At 64.4% G+C, this 14,888-nt stretch carries 17 protein-coding genes; 12 read left to right on the top strand and 5 right to left on the bottom strand.

Annotation, left to right across the window (positions count from 1 at the left end):
* Positions 1 to 6: 6 nt before the first annotated feature.
* Complete coding sequence (locus ACZ48C_RS08945; protein ID WP_119256115.1) at positions 7 to 732, bottom strand: Crp/Fnr family transcriptional regulator; 726 nt, start codon at positions 730 to 732, stop codon at positions 7 to 9.
* Between the two features lie 208 nt (positions 733 to 940).
* Between ACZ48C_RS08945 and hemN the strand changes: the two genes are divergently transcribed.
* From hemN to ACZ48C_RS08905, 8 genes are all read left to right on the top strand, one after another.
* Positions 941 to 2,290, top strand: coding sequence for an oxygen-independent coproporphyrinogen III oxidase (gene hemN / locus ACZ48C_RS08940; RefSeq protein WP_464780879.1), 1,350 nt, complete (start codon positions 941 to 943; stop codon positions 2,288 to 2,290).
* A gap of 123 nt (positions 2,291 to 2,413) precedes the next feature.
* On the top strand, positions 2,414 to 2,698 hold the full coding sequence (locus ACZ48C_RS08935; protein WP_119256117.1) for an acyl carrier protein: 285 nt from the start codon (positions 2,414 to 2,416) through the stop codon (positions 2,696 to 2,698).
* 112 nt (positions 2,699 to 2,810) lie between these two features.
* Positions 2,811 to 3,293 (top strand): 3-hydroxyacyl-ACP dehydratase FabZ family protein, encoded by a 483-nt coding sequence (locus ACZ48C_RS08930; protein ID WP_119256118.1) that lies wholly within the window; start codon positions 2,811 to 2,813, stop codon positions 3,291 to 3,293.
* Between the two features lie 2 nt (positions 3,294 to 3,295).
* Positions 3,296 to 4,495, top strand: a complete 1,200-nt coding sequence (locus ACZ48C_RS08925) for a beta-ketoacyl-ACP synthase (protein WP_464780878.1) — start codon at positions 3,296 to 3,298, stop codon at positions 4,493 to 4,495.
* Between the two features lie 10 nt (positions 4,496 to 4,505).
* Positions 4,506 to 5,792 (top strand): beta-ketoacyl-ACP synthase, encoded by a 1,287-nt coding sequence (locus ACZ48C_RS08920; protein ID WP_464780877.1) that lies wholly within the window; start codon positions 4,506 to 4,508, stop codon positions 5,790 to 5,792.
* Positions 5,793 to 5,805: 13 nt separating this feature from the next.
* Positions 5,806 to 6,834, top strand: a complete 1,029-nt coding sequence (locus ACZ48C_RS08915) for a zinc-binding dehydrogenase (RefSeq protein WP_160784505.1) — start codon at positions 5,806 to 5,808, stop codon at positions 6,832 to 6,834.
* Between the two features lie 11 nt (positions 6,835 to 6,845).
* Complete coding sequence (locus ACZ48C_RS08910) at positions 6,846 to 7,775, top strand: lipid A biosynthesis lauroyl acyltransferase (RefSeq protein ID WP_464780876.1); 930 nt, start codon at positions 6,846 to 6,848, stop codon at positions 7,773 to 7,775.
* A 321-nt stretch (positions 7,776 to 8,096) separates the two neighbouring features.
* Entirely contained in the window at positions 8,097 to 8,723 is a 627-nt protein-coding gene (locus ACZ48C_RS08905; RefSeq protein ID WP_424547545.1) for a PAS domain-containing protein, read from the top strand.
* 3 nt (positions 8,724 to 8,726) lie between these two features.
* On the opposite strand, the gene ACZ48C_RS08900 is transcribed toward ACZ48C_RS08905, so the two are convergent.
* Complete coding sequence (locus tag ACZ48C_RS08900; protein WP_464780875.1) at positions 8,727 to 9,209, bottom strand: hemerythrin domain-containing protein; 483 nt, start codon at positions 9,207 to 9,209, stop codon at positions 8,727 to 8,729.
* A gap of 210 nt (positions 9,210 to 9,419) precedes the next feature.
* Here ACZ48C_RS08900 and ccoN point away from each other — a divergent pair, with 210 nt between their 5' ends.
* Genes ccoN through ccoP form a run of 4 tightly spaced genes read left to right on the top strand, consistent with a single transcriptional unit; the run spans position 9,420 to position 12,816 of the window.
* A complete protein-coding gene (gene ccoN, locus ACZ48C_RS08895) occupies positions 9,420 to 11,042 on the top strand; it encodes a cytochrome-c oxidase, cbb3-type subunit I (protein WP_318912225.1) in 1,623 nt (540 codons plus the stop codon).
* An 11-nt stretch (positions 11,043 to 11,053) separates the two neighbouring features.
* Entirely contained in the window at positions 11,054 to 11,785 is a 732-nt protein-coding gene (ccoO, locus tag ACZ48C_RS08890) for a cytochrome-c oxidase, cbb3-type subunit II (RefSeq protein ID WP_464780874.1), read from the top strand.
* 12 nt (positions 11,786 to 11,797) lie between these two features.
* The gene (locus tag ACZ48C_RS08885) at positions 11,798 to 11,950 is read left to right on the top strand and encodes a cbb3-type cytochrome c oxidase subunit 3 (protein ID WP_119256127.1); all 153 of its coding nucleotides are present in this window, start codon (positions 11,798 to 11,800) and stop codon (positions 11,948 to 11,950) included.
* A gap of 2 nt (positions 11,951 to 11,952) precedes the next feature.
* Entirely contained in the window at positions 11,953 to 12,816 is an 864-nt protein-coding gene (gene ccoP, locus ACZ48C_RS08880) for a cytochrome-c oxidase, cbb3-type subunit III (RefSeq protein WP_318912221.1), read from the top strand.
* A 313-nt stretch (positions 12,817 to 13,129) separates the two neighbouring features.
* Here ccoP and ACZ48C_RS08875 read toward each other — a convergent pair whose 3' ends face one another.
* From ACZ48C_RS08875 to ACZ48C_RS08865, 3 genes are all read right to left on the bottom strand, one after another.
* Positions 13,130 to 13,867 (bottom strand): GGDEF domain-containing protein, encoded by a 738-nt coding sequence (locus ACZ48C_RS08875; RefSeq protein WP_464780873.1) that lies wholly within the window; start codon positions 13,865 to 13,867, stop codon positions 13,130 to 13,132.
* 214 nt (positions 13,868 to 14,081) lie between these two features.
* On the bottom strand, positions 14,082 to 14,438 hold the full coding sequence (locus ACZ48C_RS08870; RefSeq protein WP_464780872.1) for a VOC family protein: 357 nt from the start codon (positions 14,436 to 14,438) through the stop codon (positions 14,082 to 14,084).
* Complete coding sequence (locus ACZ48C_RS08865; protein ID WP_318912215.1) at positions 14,435 to 14,851, bottom strand: SRPBCC family protein; 417 nt, start codon at positions 14,849 to 14,851, stop codon at positions 14,435 to 14,437. Before ACZ48C_RS08865 ends, ACZ48C_RS08870 begins: the two co-directional genes overlap by 4 nt.
* Positions 14,852 to 14,888 lie beyond the last annotated feature (37 nt).

Below are 14,888 nucleotides of genomic sequence, written 5' to 3'. Positions count from 1 at the left end.
TATGGATCAGTCGTTGCCTGCAAAGCGCATCAGCCGGTCCATGTCGGGGACGGTGACGTGGCGGTTGTTCTCGATGCGGATGACGTTTTCCTTGCGCAGCTTGGTGAACTGGCGGCTGACGGTCTCGATGGTGAGGCCGAGGAAGTCGGCGATGTCGGCGCGTGAGAGCGGCAGGTCGAAGGACGACATGTCGACGCTTTCCGGGTCGATATGGGTGGCGATGAGGTAGAGGAAGCTCGCCACCTTCTCCTGCGCCGTCTTGCGGCCGAGGGTCAGCATCCAGTCGCGCGCCTCGTCCAGCTCCTTGAGCGCCTGGCGGTGCAGCTTGTGCTCCAGCTCGGGCGTCCGCCTGACGAGGCGGTCGAGTACGTTGCGCGGGAAGTTGCAGACTTCGCTTTCGGTGGCAGCTTCCGCGGTGATCGCGCTCTCTTCCAGGAAAGGGCGGCCGAGGAAGTCGGGGGCGAACTGCAGGCCGACGATCTGCTGACGGCCGTCTGCCATGACCTTGGTCAGCTTCACCACGCCGCGCATGATGTTGGAATAATTGACGATCGTCTCGCCCTGGCCAATCACCTCGGCGCCTGTCTCCAGCCGGTGGCGGGAGGAGTGCTTGTTGAGCTCGGTGAGCTGTTCGGCCGTCAGCGCGCCGCACACGCCGCCATGGCGCGCCTCGCAGGCGCGGCAGACCAGCGGAATGTCGGAATTATGGATATCCTGACGGCGAACTTCCATGTCGGCTTTTCCTTTCGCCCCGCGGCTGACGACGCAACGATGCCGTGCTAGCCCACGCAGGCATGAACATAAAGCGTGCCGCCTCGCGGCAAAATAGCGCTTCCTGACTATTGTCAAATCGTAGCGCAGTCCCGCCGGCTTTCACTTGATCAAAATCAAATGGCGGCGCGCCTTTCGGGGTTATTTGCGTATGCGAAGGAGATATTCCATGCAGGACGCACTCGTAAGACGCCTTTCTTCCCCGGTTCCGCGCTATACAAGCTACCCGACCGCCCCGCATTTCAACGCGGGGATCGGTCCGCAGGTCTATACGGAAGGGCTGGGACGGCTGGGAAAGGCGAACCGCCTGTCGCTCTATGCGCATGTTCCCTATTGCGACCGGCTCTGCTGGTTCTGCGCCTGCCACACCAAGCAGACCCTTCGTTACGAGCCGGTCGAAGCCTACCTCAAGGGCCTTCATGCGGAGATCGCGGCCGTCGGCCGGTGCGTCTCGCCGGAAGCGCCTGTCACGGCGCTGCACTTCGGCGGCGGCTCGCCGACGCTGCTGCGGCCGGACGACATGGTGGCGCTGAAGCGCTGTCTCGAGCGGAGCTTCGCCTTTTCGCCCGAGGCGGAAATCTCGGTGGAGATGGATCCGAACGACCTGGATGAGGCGCGGCATGATGCGCTCGCCGCGATCGGCATGACGCGTGCCAGCCTCGGCATCCAGGATTTCGATCCGAAGGTGCAGAAGGCGATCAACCGCATCCAGACCTTCGAGCAGACGCGCGGCGTCGTGGAAGCGGCGCGGCAAAGGGGCGTGCGTTCGGTGAACTGCGATATTCTCTATGGCCTGCCATACCAGACGATGGAGACGCTGGCGGAGACGGTGCGCGCCGTCATCTCGCTTAGCCCCGACCGTATCGCGCTGTTCGGCTATGCCCATGTGCCGTGGATGAAGAAGCACCAGACGATGATCGACGAAGCTGCACTGCCCGGTGTCGTCGCCCGCTTTGAGCAGATGACGATGGCCGGGGAAATGCTGGTCGCCGCCGGTTATGAGGCCGTCGGCATCGACCATTTCGCCCTGCCGGCCGATCGGCTCGCTGTTGCTGCGCGCAACGGCACGCTTCGCCGCAATTTCCAGGGCTATACCGACGACCAGGCCGATGCCCTGATCGGGCTCGGCGCATCGGCCATCGGCCAGTTGCCGGAAGGCTATTTCCAGAACATGCCGGCAACCGGCGAATATCTGCGCCGGGTGGAGGAGGGCGGTGTCGCCGTCGTCCGCGGCTATGCGCTGACTGACGAGGACCGCGCCCGCGCCTTCGTGATCGAACGGGTGATGTGCGATTTCGGCTTTTCCTTTGCCGATCTTGCCATCCGTCATCCGCTTTTCGCCGCGACGATCCGGGCGGAGGCCTGCGGCTTCGCCGCTTCGGACAGGGACGGCCTTTGCCGCATCGAGGGGGACAGGTTCATGCTGACGGGGGCGGGCAAGCCCTTCGCCCGCACGGTCGCGGCAGCGTTCGATGCGCATCTTTCAAGTGGTCGGGGACGGCATTCCATCGCGGTCTGACGGCGGGCTTGGGCATGTTCTTTGCGCAACACAGGGGCGCAGATCATGCAGGGCCCTCATCAACCCCATTGGCAATCGCATCGGATTTCCATATAGGATCGCCCAACTATAGATTCATGAGGTATGGGCGTGACTGCTACATTCGACAAGGTTGCCGACATCATTGCTGAAACGAGCGAGATCGATCGCGAGACGATCACGCCGGAAAGCCACACGATCGACGATCTCGGCATCGACAGCCTGGACTTCCTCGACATCGTCTTTGCGATCGACAAGGAATTCGGCATCAAGATCCCGCTGGAAAAGTGGACGCAGGACGTCAACGAAGGCAAGGTTGCGACGGAAGAATACTTCGTCCTGAAGAACCTCTGCGCCAAGATCGACGAACTGCGGGCCGCCAAGGCCTGATCATACGGCGCCCGGCCGCCGCTGGCGGCGCTGTTCCGGACGATCCCGGCGCAAGGGGCTATCGGCCTGCCGTCTTCGGCAGGCCTTTCGGTTTTCGGCGGAGGCATATCCGATGCTGCTAGAATATTTTCAGATGATCGACCGGGTGGAAGCCGTCGATGGCGCGCGCCGCGTGCTGAAGGCCCGTTCCGTCGTTCCGTCCAAGAGCCCGGTCTTCGAGGGCCATTTCCCCGGCATGCCGCTCGTTCCGGGCGTGCTGCTCATCGAGACCATGGCACAGGCCTCCGGCTTCCTCGTGCTGGCGGCATCCGATTTTGCGGCCATGCCTTTCCTGATGAGCGTCGACGGGGCCAAGATGCGCACTTTCGTCGAGCCCGACGCGGTACTCGACATCGAGGCCGTGCTGGAGCATGACGGATCGGGTTATGCCGTGACGAAGACCAAGATTACGTCGGCCGGCAAGAAGGTGTGCGACGCGCAGCTCAAGCTGCGCACCATGCCGTTTGCCGAAGTGCCGCTGGCCGATATCGTGCGCAAGCGCGCGGGCGAGGTGGGTTTGTTCGAGGCGCTGGCAGCGTCTGCTGAAGGGAAGTGAGCATGGCGAAGGCGAAGAACGATGTGGTTATCACCGGCGTCGGCATCGTCACCTGTCACGGTGTCGGGGCCGAGGCCCATGTGCAGATTCTGGGGAGCGCAAAGGCCCCGGAACTGAAGATCGATACGGAGCGCTTCGCGCCCTATCCGGTCCATCCGATGCCGGAGATCGACTGGAACCAGCAGATACCCAAGCGCGGCGACCAGCGCCAGATGGAGAACTGGCAGCGTCTCGGCGTCTTCGCCGCGGGCCTGGCGCTCGACGATGCCGGCTTCAAGGACGATGCAGATGCCTGCGGCACGATGGACATGATCGTGGCGGCCGGCGGCGGCGAGCGCGACATCACGGTCGACTCGCTGATCGTCGACGAAGGCTTGAAGCGCAACGACCGCGAACGCCTGCTCAACGAGAAGCTGACGACGGAACTGCGCCCGACGCTGTTCCTCGCGCAGCTCTCCAACCTGCTCGCGGGCAATATCTCCATCGTGCATAAGGTCACGGGTTCGTCGCGTACCTTCATGGGCGAGGAAGCTGCCGGCATCAGCGCCGTCGAGACCGCTTTCCACCGCATCCGTGCCGGCCAGTCGACCCATACGCTTGTCGGCAGCGCGCTGGTTGCCGAGCGGCAGGACGTCATCCTGCTCTATGAAGCCATCGGCGCGCATGCGACGGGCGGCTGGACGCCGCTCTGGTCGCGTGACGAGAATGCCGGCGGCGGCATCATCACCGGCTCGGCCGCTGCCTTCCTCATCCTGGAATCCCGCGAACATGCGGAAGCCCGCGGCGCGCGCATCTACGCGACCATCGACGCCATCGGCGGCGATCGCGGCGCGCGTGACGAAGGCCGGCTGGAAGCGCGTCTCGAGCGTCTTGCCGAAGGCGCTTCGGCGGGCAACGAGACCGTCGTCTTCTCCGGCGCATCCGGCGCGCATGACGCGACGGCCCGCGAAAAGGCCTGGCTCGACCAGCGTTTCGCCGGCAGCGCGGTGCGCGGCTACAGCGCCGTCATCGGCCAGTCGCTCGAAGCGCAGTTCCCGCTCGGCCTCTCGCTCGCCGCGCTGACGCTCGGTGCGGGCGTCAAGGTCGCGCCGTTCGATACGGCCGTCGAGGCCGCCATGAGCGCTCCCGCCGCCACCGCCGTCGTCACGACGGTCGGCCATTCGCGCGGCGAGGGCGTCGCAATCCTTTCCGCAGAGAAGTGAGGTTCCGGCCATGACGAATGCCGCTTACAGGGATCATCTCGGTCGCCCCATCGTCGTCGTGACAGGCATGGGCGTCGTCACGTCGCTCGGGCAGGGCCTCAAGGACAACTGGGCCGCGCTCACCGGCGGCGTCTCGGGTATCCATGACATCACCCGCTTCCCGGTCGACGGGCTGAACACCCGTATTTCCGGCACGGTCGATTTCATCGACGTGCCGGTCGAAAACCCGGTCGAGCGCTCCTATGCCTATGCCCGCGAAACGACCGACGAGGCGCTGGCACAGGCCGGTATCTCCGGCGCGTTCGGCGGCCCGCTCTTCCTCGCTGCCCCGCCGATCGAGCCGGACTGGCGCGACCGCTTCGCGCTTGCCGACCGCGCGCCGGCCTCGCAGCGTCCGGGCGATGCCTATGACCGCTTCCTCGCCGTGCTGCGCGACAATCCCAGCCCGGCGCTGCATGAAGCCTGGGCCTTCGGCTCCATTTCCGAGCGTCTTTCCGACCGCTACGGCACGCGGGGCCTTCCGGTGACGCTGTCGACCGCCTGCGCTTCCGGAGCGACGGCCATCCAGCTCGGTGTCGAGGCGATCCGCCAGGGCCGCACCGACCGCGCGCTGACCGTCGGCACAGACGGCTCGGTGACGGCCGAGGCGCTGATCCGCTTCGCGCTGCTCTCGGCGCTCTCCACGCAGAACGATCCTCCGACCAAGGCCTCCAAGCCGTTCAGCAAGGATCGTGACGGCTTCGTCATTGCCGAAGGCGCGGCGACGCTGGTGCTGGAATCGCTGGAATCGGCCATCGCTCGCGGCGCCAAGGTGCTCGGCATCCTCAAGGGCTGCGGCGAGAAGGCCGATCATTTCCACCGCACGCGCTCCTCGCCGGACGGCGGCCCCGCCATCGCGACGATCCGTGCGGCTCTGGAAGACGCCGGCATCGACGAAAGCGGCATCGGCTACATCAATGCCCACGGCACCTCGACGCCCGAGAACGACAAGATGGAGTATCTCTCCATGTCGACCGTTTTCGGCGACAAGCTGGCGAATATCCCGGTCTCGTCCAACAAGTCGATGATCGGCCACACGCTGACGGCCGCCGGCGCGGTCGAGGCGGTGTTCTCGATCCAGACGATGCTGACCGGCACCCTGCCGCCCACCATCAACTACACGAATCCCGACCCGACGATCCAGCTGGATGTCGTGCCGAACGTGAAGCGCGATGCGCGCGTCACGGCGGTTCTGTCCAACTCCTTCGGCTTCGGCGGCCAGAACGCCAGCCTCGTGATGACGGCCGAACCGGCCTGATAGGAATTCTACCATGCGCGCCCTCCAGCTTCTCGACGACCGCAAGCTCGAAATCACCGATATCCCGGAACCGGAAGCTCCCGGCCCGGGCGAGGTGACGCTGCGCGTCAAGGCCGTCGCCCTCAACCATATCGATGTCTGGGGCTGGCGCGGCATGGCCTTCGCCAAGCGCAAGATGCCGCTGGTCATCGGCGCGGAAGCGGCCGGCGTCGTCGAGGCCCTCGGCCCCGGCGTTTCCAATGTTCTGCCCGGCCAGCTCGTCTCGATCTATGGTGCGCGCACCTGCGGGCTCTGCAAGCCCTGCCGCGAGAAGCGTGACAACCTGTGCGAACATGTCGGTGGCGTCTACGGCTTCCATCTCGATGGCTTTGCGCAGGAGAAGGTAAACCTTCCCGCCCGCCTGCTGGTTCCGGCACCGCCCGGCATCGATGCCGTCGCCGCGGCGCTCGCGCCCGTCACCTTCGGCACGGTCGAGCACATGCTGTTCGACAATGCCAAGCTCGAACCCGGCGAGACGATCCTCGTCCATGCCGGCGGCTCGGGCATCGGCACGGCGGCGATCCAGCTTGCCAAGAAGATCGGCTGCACCGTCATCACCACGGTCGGCTCGAACGACAAGATCGAGAAGGCCAAGGCCCTTGGCGCCGACCACGTCATCAATTATCGCGAAGACCGCTTCGAGGGCGTCGTGCGCAAGCTGACGAAGAAGAAGGGCGTCGACGTCGTCTTCGAGCATGTCGGCAAGGATACCTGGGCAGGCTCCATGCTCTGCCTCAAGCGCGGCGGCCGCCTCGTCACCTGCGGCTCCACCTCGGGCGTTTCCACCGACATGAACCTGATGATGCTGTTCCAACAGCAGCTCAAGCTCCTCGGCTCCTTCGGCTGCCGCATGGAGAACATGGCGGATGCCATGCAGAAGATGGCGCGCGGCATCGTGCATCCGGTCATCGACACGGAAGTCACCTTCGATGGCATCGAAACGGCGCTGGAGCGCATGGAATCGCGCCAGATCTTCGGCAAGATCGTCCTGAAGCTGGACTGACGCCGTTGCGGATGCTGATCACCCGCCTCGTCCTGGCGCTGCGCAATTCGAAGGACTGGTTCATTGCGCAGTTCGCCTTCGGCCTGCTCAATCTCCTGAAGCTGCTGCCGGCCGATGGTGCGATCAATTTCGCCGACCGCGTCGCGCGCTGGATCGGGCCGAAAACCAAGCGTCACACGCTGACGCTGACGAACCTGCGAAACGCCTATCCGGAAAAGCCCGAGGCGGAGATCGAGGCGATCGCGCTCGATGCCTGGGGCAATATGGGCCGGCTTGCCGCCGAGTATGTCTTTCTAGATCGCCTGTTCGATTTCGACCCGGAGAAGACGGAACCCGGCCGCATCGAGGTCTCCGGCATTCCGCTTTTCAAGGACCTGCGCGACAATCCGCGGCCTTTCATCGTCTTCACGGCCCATACGGGCAATTTCGAGCTGCTTCCGGTCGCTGGTGCGGCCTTCGGGCTGGACGTGACGGTGCTCTTCCGCCCGCCGAATAATCCCTACGTTGCCGAGAAGGTGTTCGAGTTCCGCAAGGCCCGGATGGGGCAGCTTGTGCCCTCCCATGCCGGTTCGTCCTTCACGCTTGCCCGCAAGCTCGAAGCGGGACAGCCTGTTGGGGTTCTGGTCGACCAGAAGTTCCGCAAGGGGCTTTATACGAAGTTCTTCGGCCGCGACGTGCAGACCAATCCGCTGCTGGCCAAGCTCGTCCGCCAGTTCGACTGCGAAGTCTATCCGGCGCGCTGCATCCGCCTTCCGGGCAACCGCTACCGGCTGGAGCTGGAACCGGCGATGGCGGTCCCCCGCAAGGCGAACGGCGCGGTCGATGTCGATGCGACGGCCCAGATGCTCAACGACAAGGTGGAGCAATGGGTGCGCGAATATCCCGGCCAGTGGCTGTGGTATCACGACCGCTGGAACATCAAGCGCAGTCTTAATACTTGATGGCTTCCAATTCCTTTCTTCATTTCTCCGGCTGAGCATATCCGGCCACGCCATTTACGTGTTTTCTGTCCCATTATGGGTTTGACATATCTCCCTCCGCTTATATGATTTTATCGAGCCGCCCGCTTTGGCAGTGGTTTGACGGAGGGTAGAGTCAAAAAAGAGCTTTCGATTCGGACACGATAAGTAAAATGATGATGCAATTGCTGTAGTTCTCAGCAATTCATGGAGCATGATTTGAAAGCTCTTGTAGGGTTGTTCTGGTTTAAGTATTCGCAACTTCAGCATGCGGTGAGGGCGGGAGACGAAAAGCTCATCGCCATGCTGGACAGGGAAATCGAAACGGCCTTGCTGGCCGTCCTGCAGAAGGAGGCGAGCGACGCCTCCGAATTCCGCTCCCAATTCCAGTTCTTCGTGGATCTTTTGCGGGAGGAGGCGGAAGACAAGGCTTGCGTGCTCCGGCAGGCACGCCATTTCAAGCTGCTGCTTGACCGCTATTTCGGCACCGAAGAGGGCGCCGCGTTCCTCGGCTTCAGGCCGTCCCCCGGAGTTCGCCCCGTTGCGGCGCCGCGCGTCATGGAGGATGGGCTGCTCAACGAGGCGATCCTCGACAGCCTGCCGGATCGTGTGGCGGTCGTCACCACCGACTATCGCTACATCTATTCCAACCCGTTGAATGCGGAGCGCTTCGGCGGCAAGCCCATCGATCTCGTCGGGCGGCATATCGCCGAATTCATCGGCCGCCCGCGTTTCGAAAACCTGCTGAAGCGGCACCTGGATCGCTGTTTTACGGGCGAGGCGGTGGAATACGACTATATGTCCACCCGCCCGGGCAAGGGCATGACCCGTTGCCGGATGACGCCCTGCATGTCGGTGGCCGGGCATGTGCTGGGCGCCATCGTCGTGCTCCAGGACATGCTGGAGTTCCGCGATCCGATGGCGGCCTGAAACCTAGGACGCAAGGCCCGCTTCGGGCAGCATGAACCGCTGTTCGAAGGCGATGTGGCGCCGGATGGATTCGAAGAAGCCGCGAAGCATGTAGCCTGCGGCTTCCGCGTTCACGCTGTCGTCACCGCTGCCGAGGCGCGTCAGCGTGTCGGTCAGCTCTTCCGCGAAGCACTCGTCCTCGACATGCTCGAATTTCAGGCGGGCGATCGTCCCGGCCATTTCCTCGCCGCCCGATGCCTGCGTTTCCAGCATGGGGAACAGGGCTTCCTCTTCATAGCGGTGGATGCCGTTGATCAGCGGGATCAGGGACTTGGCCGCGTAGATGCATTTCTGCCGGTTGATATTGGCCGGCAGGCTGTCGGCGATTTCTTCCAGTGCGCTACAAAGCGCCAGCTGGGCGTCATGGGCCTTTTTCAGCCAGTCCAGTGAAGCGGTGTCCGTCGGGCGATCCGAGAGCAACCGGGCGATGCCAGCGTAATCCGTCATGTCGTGCTTCCTCGTTGAGGGGAGGGCCGCGGTGTTTTCGACGCGCGGCTGCGTCAACCTGTCCCTTGATGCCGCCACCTTCCGATCCGCGCCTTGATCCAAGTCAAGGATACGGGCTCGCGCATCTGCGATGGCTCCATGGAGCGCAATGGCCGATTCCGTGCGGGAACCGGGCGTTGCGGTACTTTGACCGGTTGGGGGATGCCAACGATGAAATACATAACGGAAACAATCGTCCTGGCCGTCGGCGCCTTCCTTGCGCTGCTCGGTGTGGCCTTCGCCCAGGACAAGCTCTTCGAGGCCCATATGTGGGTCCTCTTCTTCGTGCTGCTCGCCAGCACGCTCGTCATGGTGCGGCGCGTGTCCTTCGTGCCTGCCGGCCCAGCCCCATCCTCGCAGGATGACGGCGGCTATTTCGACGAGGTCATCAAATACGGCGTCATCGCGACGGTGTTCTGGGGCGTCGTCGGCTTCCTCGTCGGCGTCTTCGTGGCGCTGCAGCTTGCCTTCCCCGACCTCAACATCGAGCCCTGGCTGAATTTCGGCCGCACGCGTCCGCTGCACACCTCGGCCGTGATCTTCGCCTTCGGCGGCAATGCGCTGATCGCGACGTCCTTCTACGTCGTGCAGCGCACCTCGCGGGCGCGCCTCTTCGGCGGCAATCTCGGCTGGTTCGTGTTCTGGGGCTACCAGCTCTTCATCGTCATGGCCGCCACCGGCTACCTGCTCGGCGTCACGCAGGGCCGCGAGTATGCCGAGCCGGAATGGTATGTCGACCTCTGGCTGACCATCGTCTGGGTCGCCTATCTGGTCGCCTTCCTCGGCACGATCATGACGCGCAAGGAACCGCACATCTACGTGGCGAACTGGTTCTTCCTGTCGTTCATCGTGACGATCGCCATGCTGCACATCGTCAACAACCTGGCGATCCCGGTCTCGTTCCTCGGCTCGAAGAGCTACTCGGCCTTCTCGGGCGTGCAGGATGCGCTGACGCAGTGGTGGTACGGCCATAATGCCGTAGGCTTCTTCCTGACGGCCGGCTTCCTCGGCATGATGTACTACTTCATCCCGAAGCAGGTGAACCGTCCGGTCTATTCCTACCGCCTGTCGATCATCCACTTCTGGGCCCTGATCTTCATGTATATCTGGGCCGGCCCGCACCACCTGCACTATACGGCGCTGCCGGACTGGGCGCAGACGCTCGGCATGGTCTTCTCGGTCATGCTCTGGATGCCCTCGTGGGGCGGCATGATCAACGGCCTGATGACGCTCTCGGGCGCCTGGGACAAGATCCGCACCGACCCGATCGTGCGCATGATGGTCATGGCCGTCGCCTTCTACGGCATGGCGACCTTCGAAGGCCCGATGATGTCGATCAAGTCGGTCAACTCGCTCAGCCACTACACGGACTGGACCATCGGCCACGTACATTCGGGCGCGCTCGGCTGGAACGGCCTCATCACCTTCGGCGCGATCTACTTCCTCGTCCCGAAGCTGTGGAAGCGCGAGCGGCTCTACTCGATCCGCATGGTCAACTGGCACTTCTGGCTCGCAACCCTCGGCATCGTCGTCTACGCGGCCGTCATGTGGGTCGCCGGCATCCAGCAGGGCCTGATGTGGCGCGAATACGACGAGCAGGGCTTCCTGGTCTACTCGTTCGCCGAAACCGTCGCCGCCATGTTCCCCTACTACGTGCTGCGCGCCGTCGGCGGCGGGCTGTTCCTCCTGGGGGCGATCATCATGGCCTACAACGTGACCATGACAATCCTCGGCTACCAGCGTGACGAGGCCCCGATCCCGGGCGCCGCGCCCGCCCTGCAGCCGGCCGAATAGGAGGGGACAGAATGTCCATTCTTGATAAACACGCCATCCTCGAACGCAACGCGACGCTTCTCCTCGTCGGCTCGCTCCTCGTGGTGACCATCGGCGGCATCGTCGAGATCGCCCCGCTGTTCTACCTGGAGAACACCATCGAGAAGGTGGAGGGCATGCGGCCCTACTCGCCGCTGGAGCTCGCCGGCCGCGACATCTACGTCCGCGAAGGCTGCTACGTCTGTCACAGCCAGATGATCCGGCCGTTCCGCGACGAGGTGGAGCGCTACGGGCATTACTCGCTGGCGGCGGAATCGATGTACGACCATCCGTTCCAGTGGGGTTCGAAGCGCACGGGGCCGGACCTTGCCCGCGTCGGCGACCGCTACTCGAACGAGTGGCACGTCCAGCACCTGATCGAGCCGCGCTCGGTCGTGCCGGAATCGGTGATGCCGAGCTATTCCTTCCTCAAGGAGACGAACCTCGAGGTGAAGAACGTCGCCATGCACCTGACGGCCAACCGCGACGTCGGCGTGCCCTACAGCGACGAGATGGTCGAGAACGCCGAGGCGGACATGAAGGCGCAAGCCGATCCGAACGCCGATACGGCGGGCCTTCTCGGCCGCTATCCGAAGGCCAAGATCGGCGATTTCGACGGCGATCCGGCGCGGCTCACCGAAATGGACGCGCTCGTCGCCTATCTCCAGATGCTCGGCACGCTGGTGGACTTCTCCACCTATGACGATGCCAGCGGCTACCGCTGAGGAGGACGTCTCATGGAAACCTATACCGCCATGCGCCACTTCGCCGATAGCTGGGGCCTGCTCGCCATGACGCTGTTCTTCGTGGCCGTCCTCGCCTTCACCCTTCGCCCCGGCGGCCGCAAGGCTGCCGAACGGGCCGCTGAAATCCCCCTCAAGGAGGACTGATCATGGCCGAGAAGCATATCGACGAAATCTCGGGCGTCGAAACCACCGGCCATGAATGGGACGGCATCAGGGAACTGAACAATCCGATGCCGCGCTGGTGGGTCTGGACGTTCTACCTGACGATCCTGTGGGCCATCGGCTATACCATCGCCTTCCCGGCCTGGCCGATGATCTCGGATGCGACGCGAGGCATGCTCGGCTGGTCGAGCCGCGCCAACATCGCCGCCGAGCTTGCCAGCGCCAAGGAAGCGCAGGCCGTCAATGTCGACCGCATCGCCAAGTCGTCGCTGGAGGAGATCCTGGCCGATCCGCAGCTCTCGCAGTTCGCGATCTCGGGCGGCGCCTCGGCCTTCAAGGTCAACTGTGCCCAGTGCCACGGCTCGGGCGCGGCCGGCGGCGCGGGCTTCCCGAACCTCAACGACGACGACTGGATCTGGGGCGGCACGGTGGAGGACATCTACCAGACCATCGCCCACGGCATCCGCCATCCCGGCGACGATGAGACCCGCGTCTCGGAAATGCCGGCCTTCGGCGAGATCCTCGAGCCGGCGCAGATCAAGGAAGTTGCCGCCTATGTCGTCAGCCTGACGGGAACGCCATCGGATGCGAGCCTGGTCGAGCCCGGCAAGCAGGTCTTCGCCGACAATTGCGCTTCCTGCCACGGCGAGGACGCCAAGGGCAACCGCGAGATGGGCGCCCCCGACCTTGCCGACGCCATCTGGCTGAAGGGCGAGGGCGAAGCGGCTATCGCCGCGCAGGTCCGCGCGCCCAAGCACGGCGTCATGCCCGCCTGGCTCCCCCGCCTCGGAGAGCCGGCCGTCAAGCAGCTCGCTATCTTCGTGCATTCGCTCGGTGGCGGCGAATAGACAGCAGGACATGCAAGGACGGAAGGCCGCGGGAGACCGCGGCCTTTCTGTTTATGGGGTGAGGGGTTGTTCCGGATCGGCGGAGCAGGCGCCGGTGGCGTTGATCATCGGGTCGAGCCCGAGGAGGAAGACGGTAGGAAGGTTTCGATGCTGAAGGCGATGGTTTCCTCCGCCACGCCGCCTGATGGGCGCGCACCTTTGCTCCCCTCCGTCAACCTCGGCCTTGAGCCGAGGGTCCACACTTACACCCGTACCAGGTCGGCTGCCGCTATGCGGCAAGGCCAACGATGTCGCTGCCCCGCAGGGCGACCGTTCAGGCCACGACCGTGTTCCGGCCCGCCGATTTCGCGCGATAGAGGTTCCGGTCCGCTGCAGCGAGCGCTTCGGCCGGGTCGAAGTGAGGCGCGCAGTGGAAGGCGCCGATGCTGATGCCGAGGGCGATGCGGATGCCGGAGGGCGTGCGCAGGTCGATCGCCGCGACCGCCTTGCGGATTGCCTGTGAGTGGTCGAGCATGCGCTCGGGCGCGGCTTCGTGCAGGAAAACGGCGAACTCCTCGCCGCCGAGCCGCCCGACCAGATCGCCGTCGTCGGAAAGGCCCGAGAGCACCGTGCCGACACGGGCGAGCGCTTCGTCGCCGGCCGCATGGCCGAAGCGGTCGTTGACCGACTTGAAATGATCGATGTCGAGGAAGAGCAGGCCGCCATGCGCGCCGGCCCGGTTGCGCTCGTCCAGCCCCGCCATGAAGGCCGCGCGGTTGAGCACGCCGGTGAGGGCATCGCGCCGGGCCTGGTCCTGCAGGCGGTCATAGGCCGCCGCCAGCGCGTCGCGCGCCTGGGCGAGGGCGGTGTTGGCCGTGCGCAGCCTTTCCGCCTGCCAGAAGTGCAGCATGGAGGCCGGTATGGAGATGGCGATGGGGCAGGCGATGGTCATGACGAGGCCCGCGCCGGCGACCTTGCCGCCCAGCATCGGCACGAAGGCGAAGCTGATCATGAGCGAGGCCAGCACGGAGAGCGCCGCCACCGCCAATGTCTTGCCGAGGATCCTGTACATCGAACGAGCCCGTCCGTTTCAACCGCGGCACTCGCTAGAGCATTTCCGCTTTTCGCCGAATCGCGAAAACGCTCCAACTCTTTCTGTGCCGCATTCCCGAACGCAAAACCGCTTCGCGCTTTTGCTGGAAATGCTCTAGGAGCCGATGATTGAAAAAGCCTGAATTCATTCGATAAAAGTCATCCCGCGATCATATTGACGTTACGGCAGGTTTTTATCGGTCCGACCAGACCGCCAGTTCGTAGCCGTCGGGATCGGCGAAGTGGAAACGGCGGCCGCCGGGAAAGGCGAAGATCGGCCGGACGATTTTCCCGCCGGCCGTCTCGATGCGCGCGAGGGCGTCCTCCAGATCGTCGGCGAAGAGGATGACGAGCGGCCCGCCGCCAGCCGCCACGGGCGCCGTCGTCGTGAAGCCGCCGGTGAGGCGGCCGTCCTGGAATTCGCAATAGTCCGGGCCGTAATCGGTGAAGGTCCAGCCGAAGGCGCCGCCGTAGAAGGCCTTGCTCCTCGCGATGTCCGAAACGTTGAATTCGATATAGTCGATCCTGTAATCGGCGTCCCTGCTGCTCATCGCGGCCTCTCCTCGTTTTCCATCAATCGCGCCAGCGCGTCGAGATCGCGGGCGACATGCGCCGCGTCCGCCGCGAAGGCCGCATCGTCCATATCCGCCTGCCGCAGCAGGGTGAACATCACCTCCGCGCCATCGCCATTCGGCACGACGCGCAGGGCATTTTCGACCCGCAGCCCATCCGGCAGCGTCACCGTATGGTCGATGACGCCGAATTCGTTCGGCGGCGCGAAGCGCACGCGCACATTGCCGACGGGGCCGCCGTCGGCGATCCAGTCGTCACCGTCGCGCGTCAACCCCGCGGCGAGACCGGACGCCCAGAGCGGCATGTTCTCCGGCCTCGACGCGAAATCGTAGACCGCGCGCCAGTTACGTCGAATCGTCCGGTGGACGATGCGGGCGGGAAGGGTGGTCATGGCTGTCTCCTCTCTCCCGATCATAGGTGAGTTATAG

Source organism: Shinella sp. 1A1, assembly GCF_055379515.1.
Note: the sequence above shows the minus strand (reverse complement) of the source record. Positions and strands in the feature narration are given on the sequence as shown.

Coding starts and splice junctions, on each gene's coding strand:
- ACZ48C_RS08870 (WP_464780872.1), bottom strand. CDS start 14,438: ATGAGCAGCAGGGACGCCGATTACAGGATCGACTATATCGAATTCAAC.
- hemN (WP_464780879.1), top strand. CDS start 941: ATGCAGGACGCACTCGTAAGACGCCTTTCTTCCCCGGTTCCGCGCTAT.
- ACZ48C_RS08905 (WP_424547545.1), top strand. CDS start 8,097: ATGCTGGACAGGGAAATCGAAACGGCCTTGCTGGCCGTCCTGCAGAAG.
- ACZ48C_RS08865 (WP_318912215.1), bottom strand. CDS start 14,851: ATGACCACCCTTCCCGCCCGCATCGTCCACCGGACGATTCGACGTAAC.
- ACZ48C_RS08930 (WP_119256118.1), top strand. CDS start 2,811: ATGCTGCTAGAATATTTTCAGATGATCGACCGGGTGGAAGCCGTCGAT.
- ccoN (WP_318912225.1), top strand. CDS start 9,420: ATGAAATACATAACGGAAACAATCGTCCTGGCCGTCGGCGCCTTCCTT.
- ACZ48C_RS08915 (WP_160784505.1), top strand. CDS start 5,806: ATGCGCGCCCTCCAGCTTCTCGACGACCGCAAGCTCGAAATCACCGAT.
- ccoP (WP_318912221.1), top strand. CDS start 11,953: ATGGCCGAGAAGCATATCGACGAAATCTCGGGCGTCGAAACCACCGGC.
- ccoO (WP_464780874.1), top strand. CDS start 11,054: ATGTCCATTCTTGATAAACACGCCATCCTCGAACGCAACGCGACGCTT.
- ACZ48C_RS08920 (WP_464780877.1), top strand. CDS start 4,506: ATGACGAATGCCGCTTACAGGGATCATCTCGGTCGCCCCATCGTCGTC.
- ACZ48C_RS08885 (WP_119256127.1), top strand. CDS start 11,798: ATGGAAACCTATACCGCCATGCGCCACTTCGCCGATAGCTGGGGCCTG.
- ACZ48C_RS08935 (WP_119256117.1), top strand. CDS start 2,414: ATGGGCGTGACTGCTACATTCGACAAGGTTGCCGACATCATTGCTGAA.
- ACZ48C_RS08945 (WP_119256115.1), bottom strand. CDS start 732: ATGGAAGTTCGCCGTCAGGATATCCATAATTCCGACATTCCGCTGGTC.
- ACZ48C_RS08875 (WP_464780873.1), bottom strand. CDS start 13,867: ATGTACAGGATCCTCGGCAAGACATTGGCGGTGGCGGCGCTCTCCGTG.
- ACZ48C_RS08925 (WP_464780878.1), top strand. CDS start 3,296: ATGGCGAAGGCGAAGAACGATGTGGTTATCACCGGCGTCGGCATCGTC.
- ACZ48C_RS08900 (WP_464780875.1), bottom strand. CDS start 9,209: ATGACGGATTACGCTGGCATCGCCCGGTTGCTCTCGGATCGCCCGACG.
- ACZ48C_RS08910 (WP_464780876.1), top strand. CDS start 6,846: ATGCTGATCACCCGCCTCGTCCTGGCGCTGCGCAATTCGAAGGACTGG.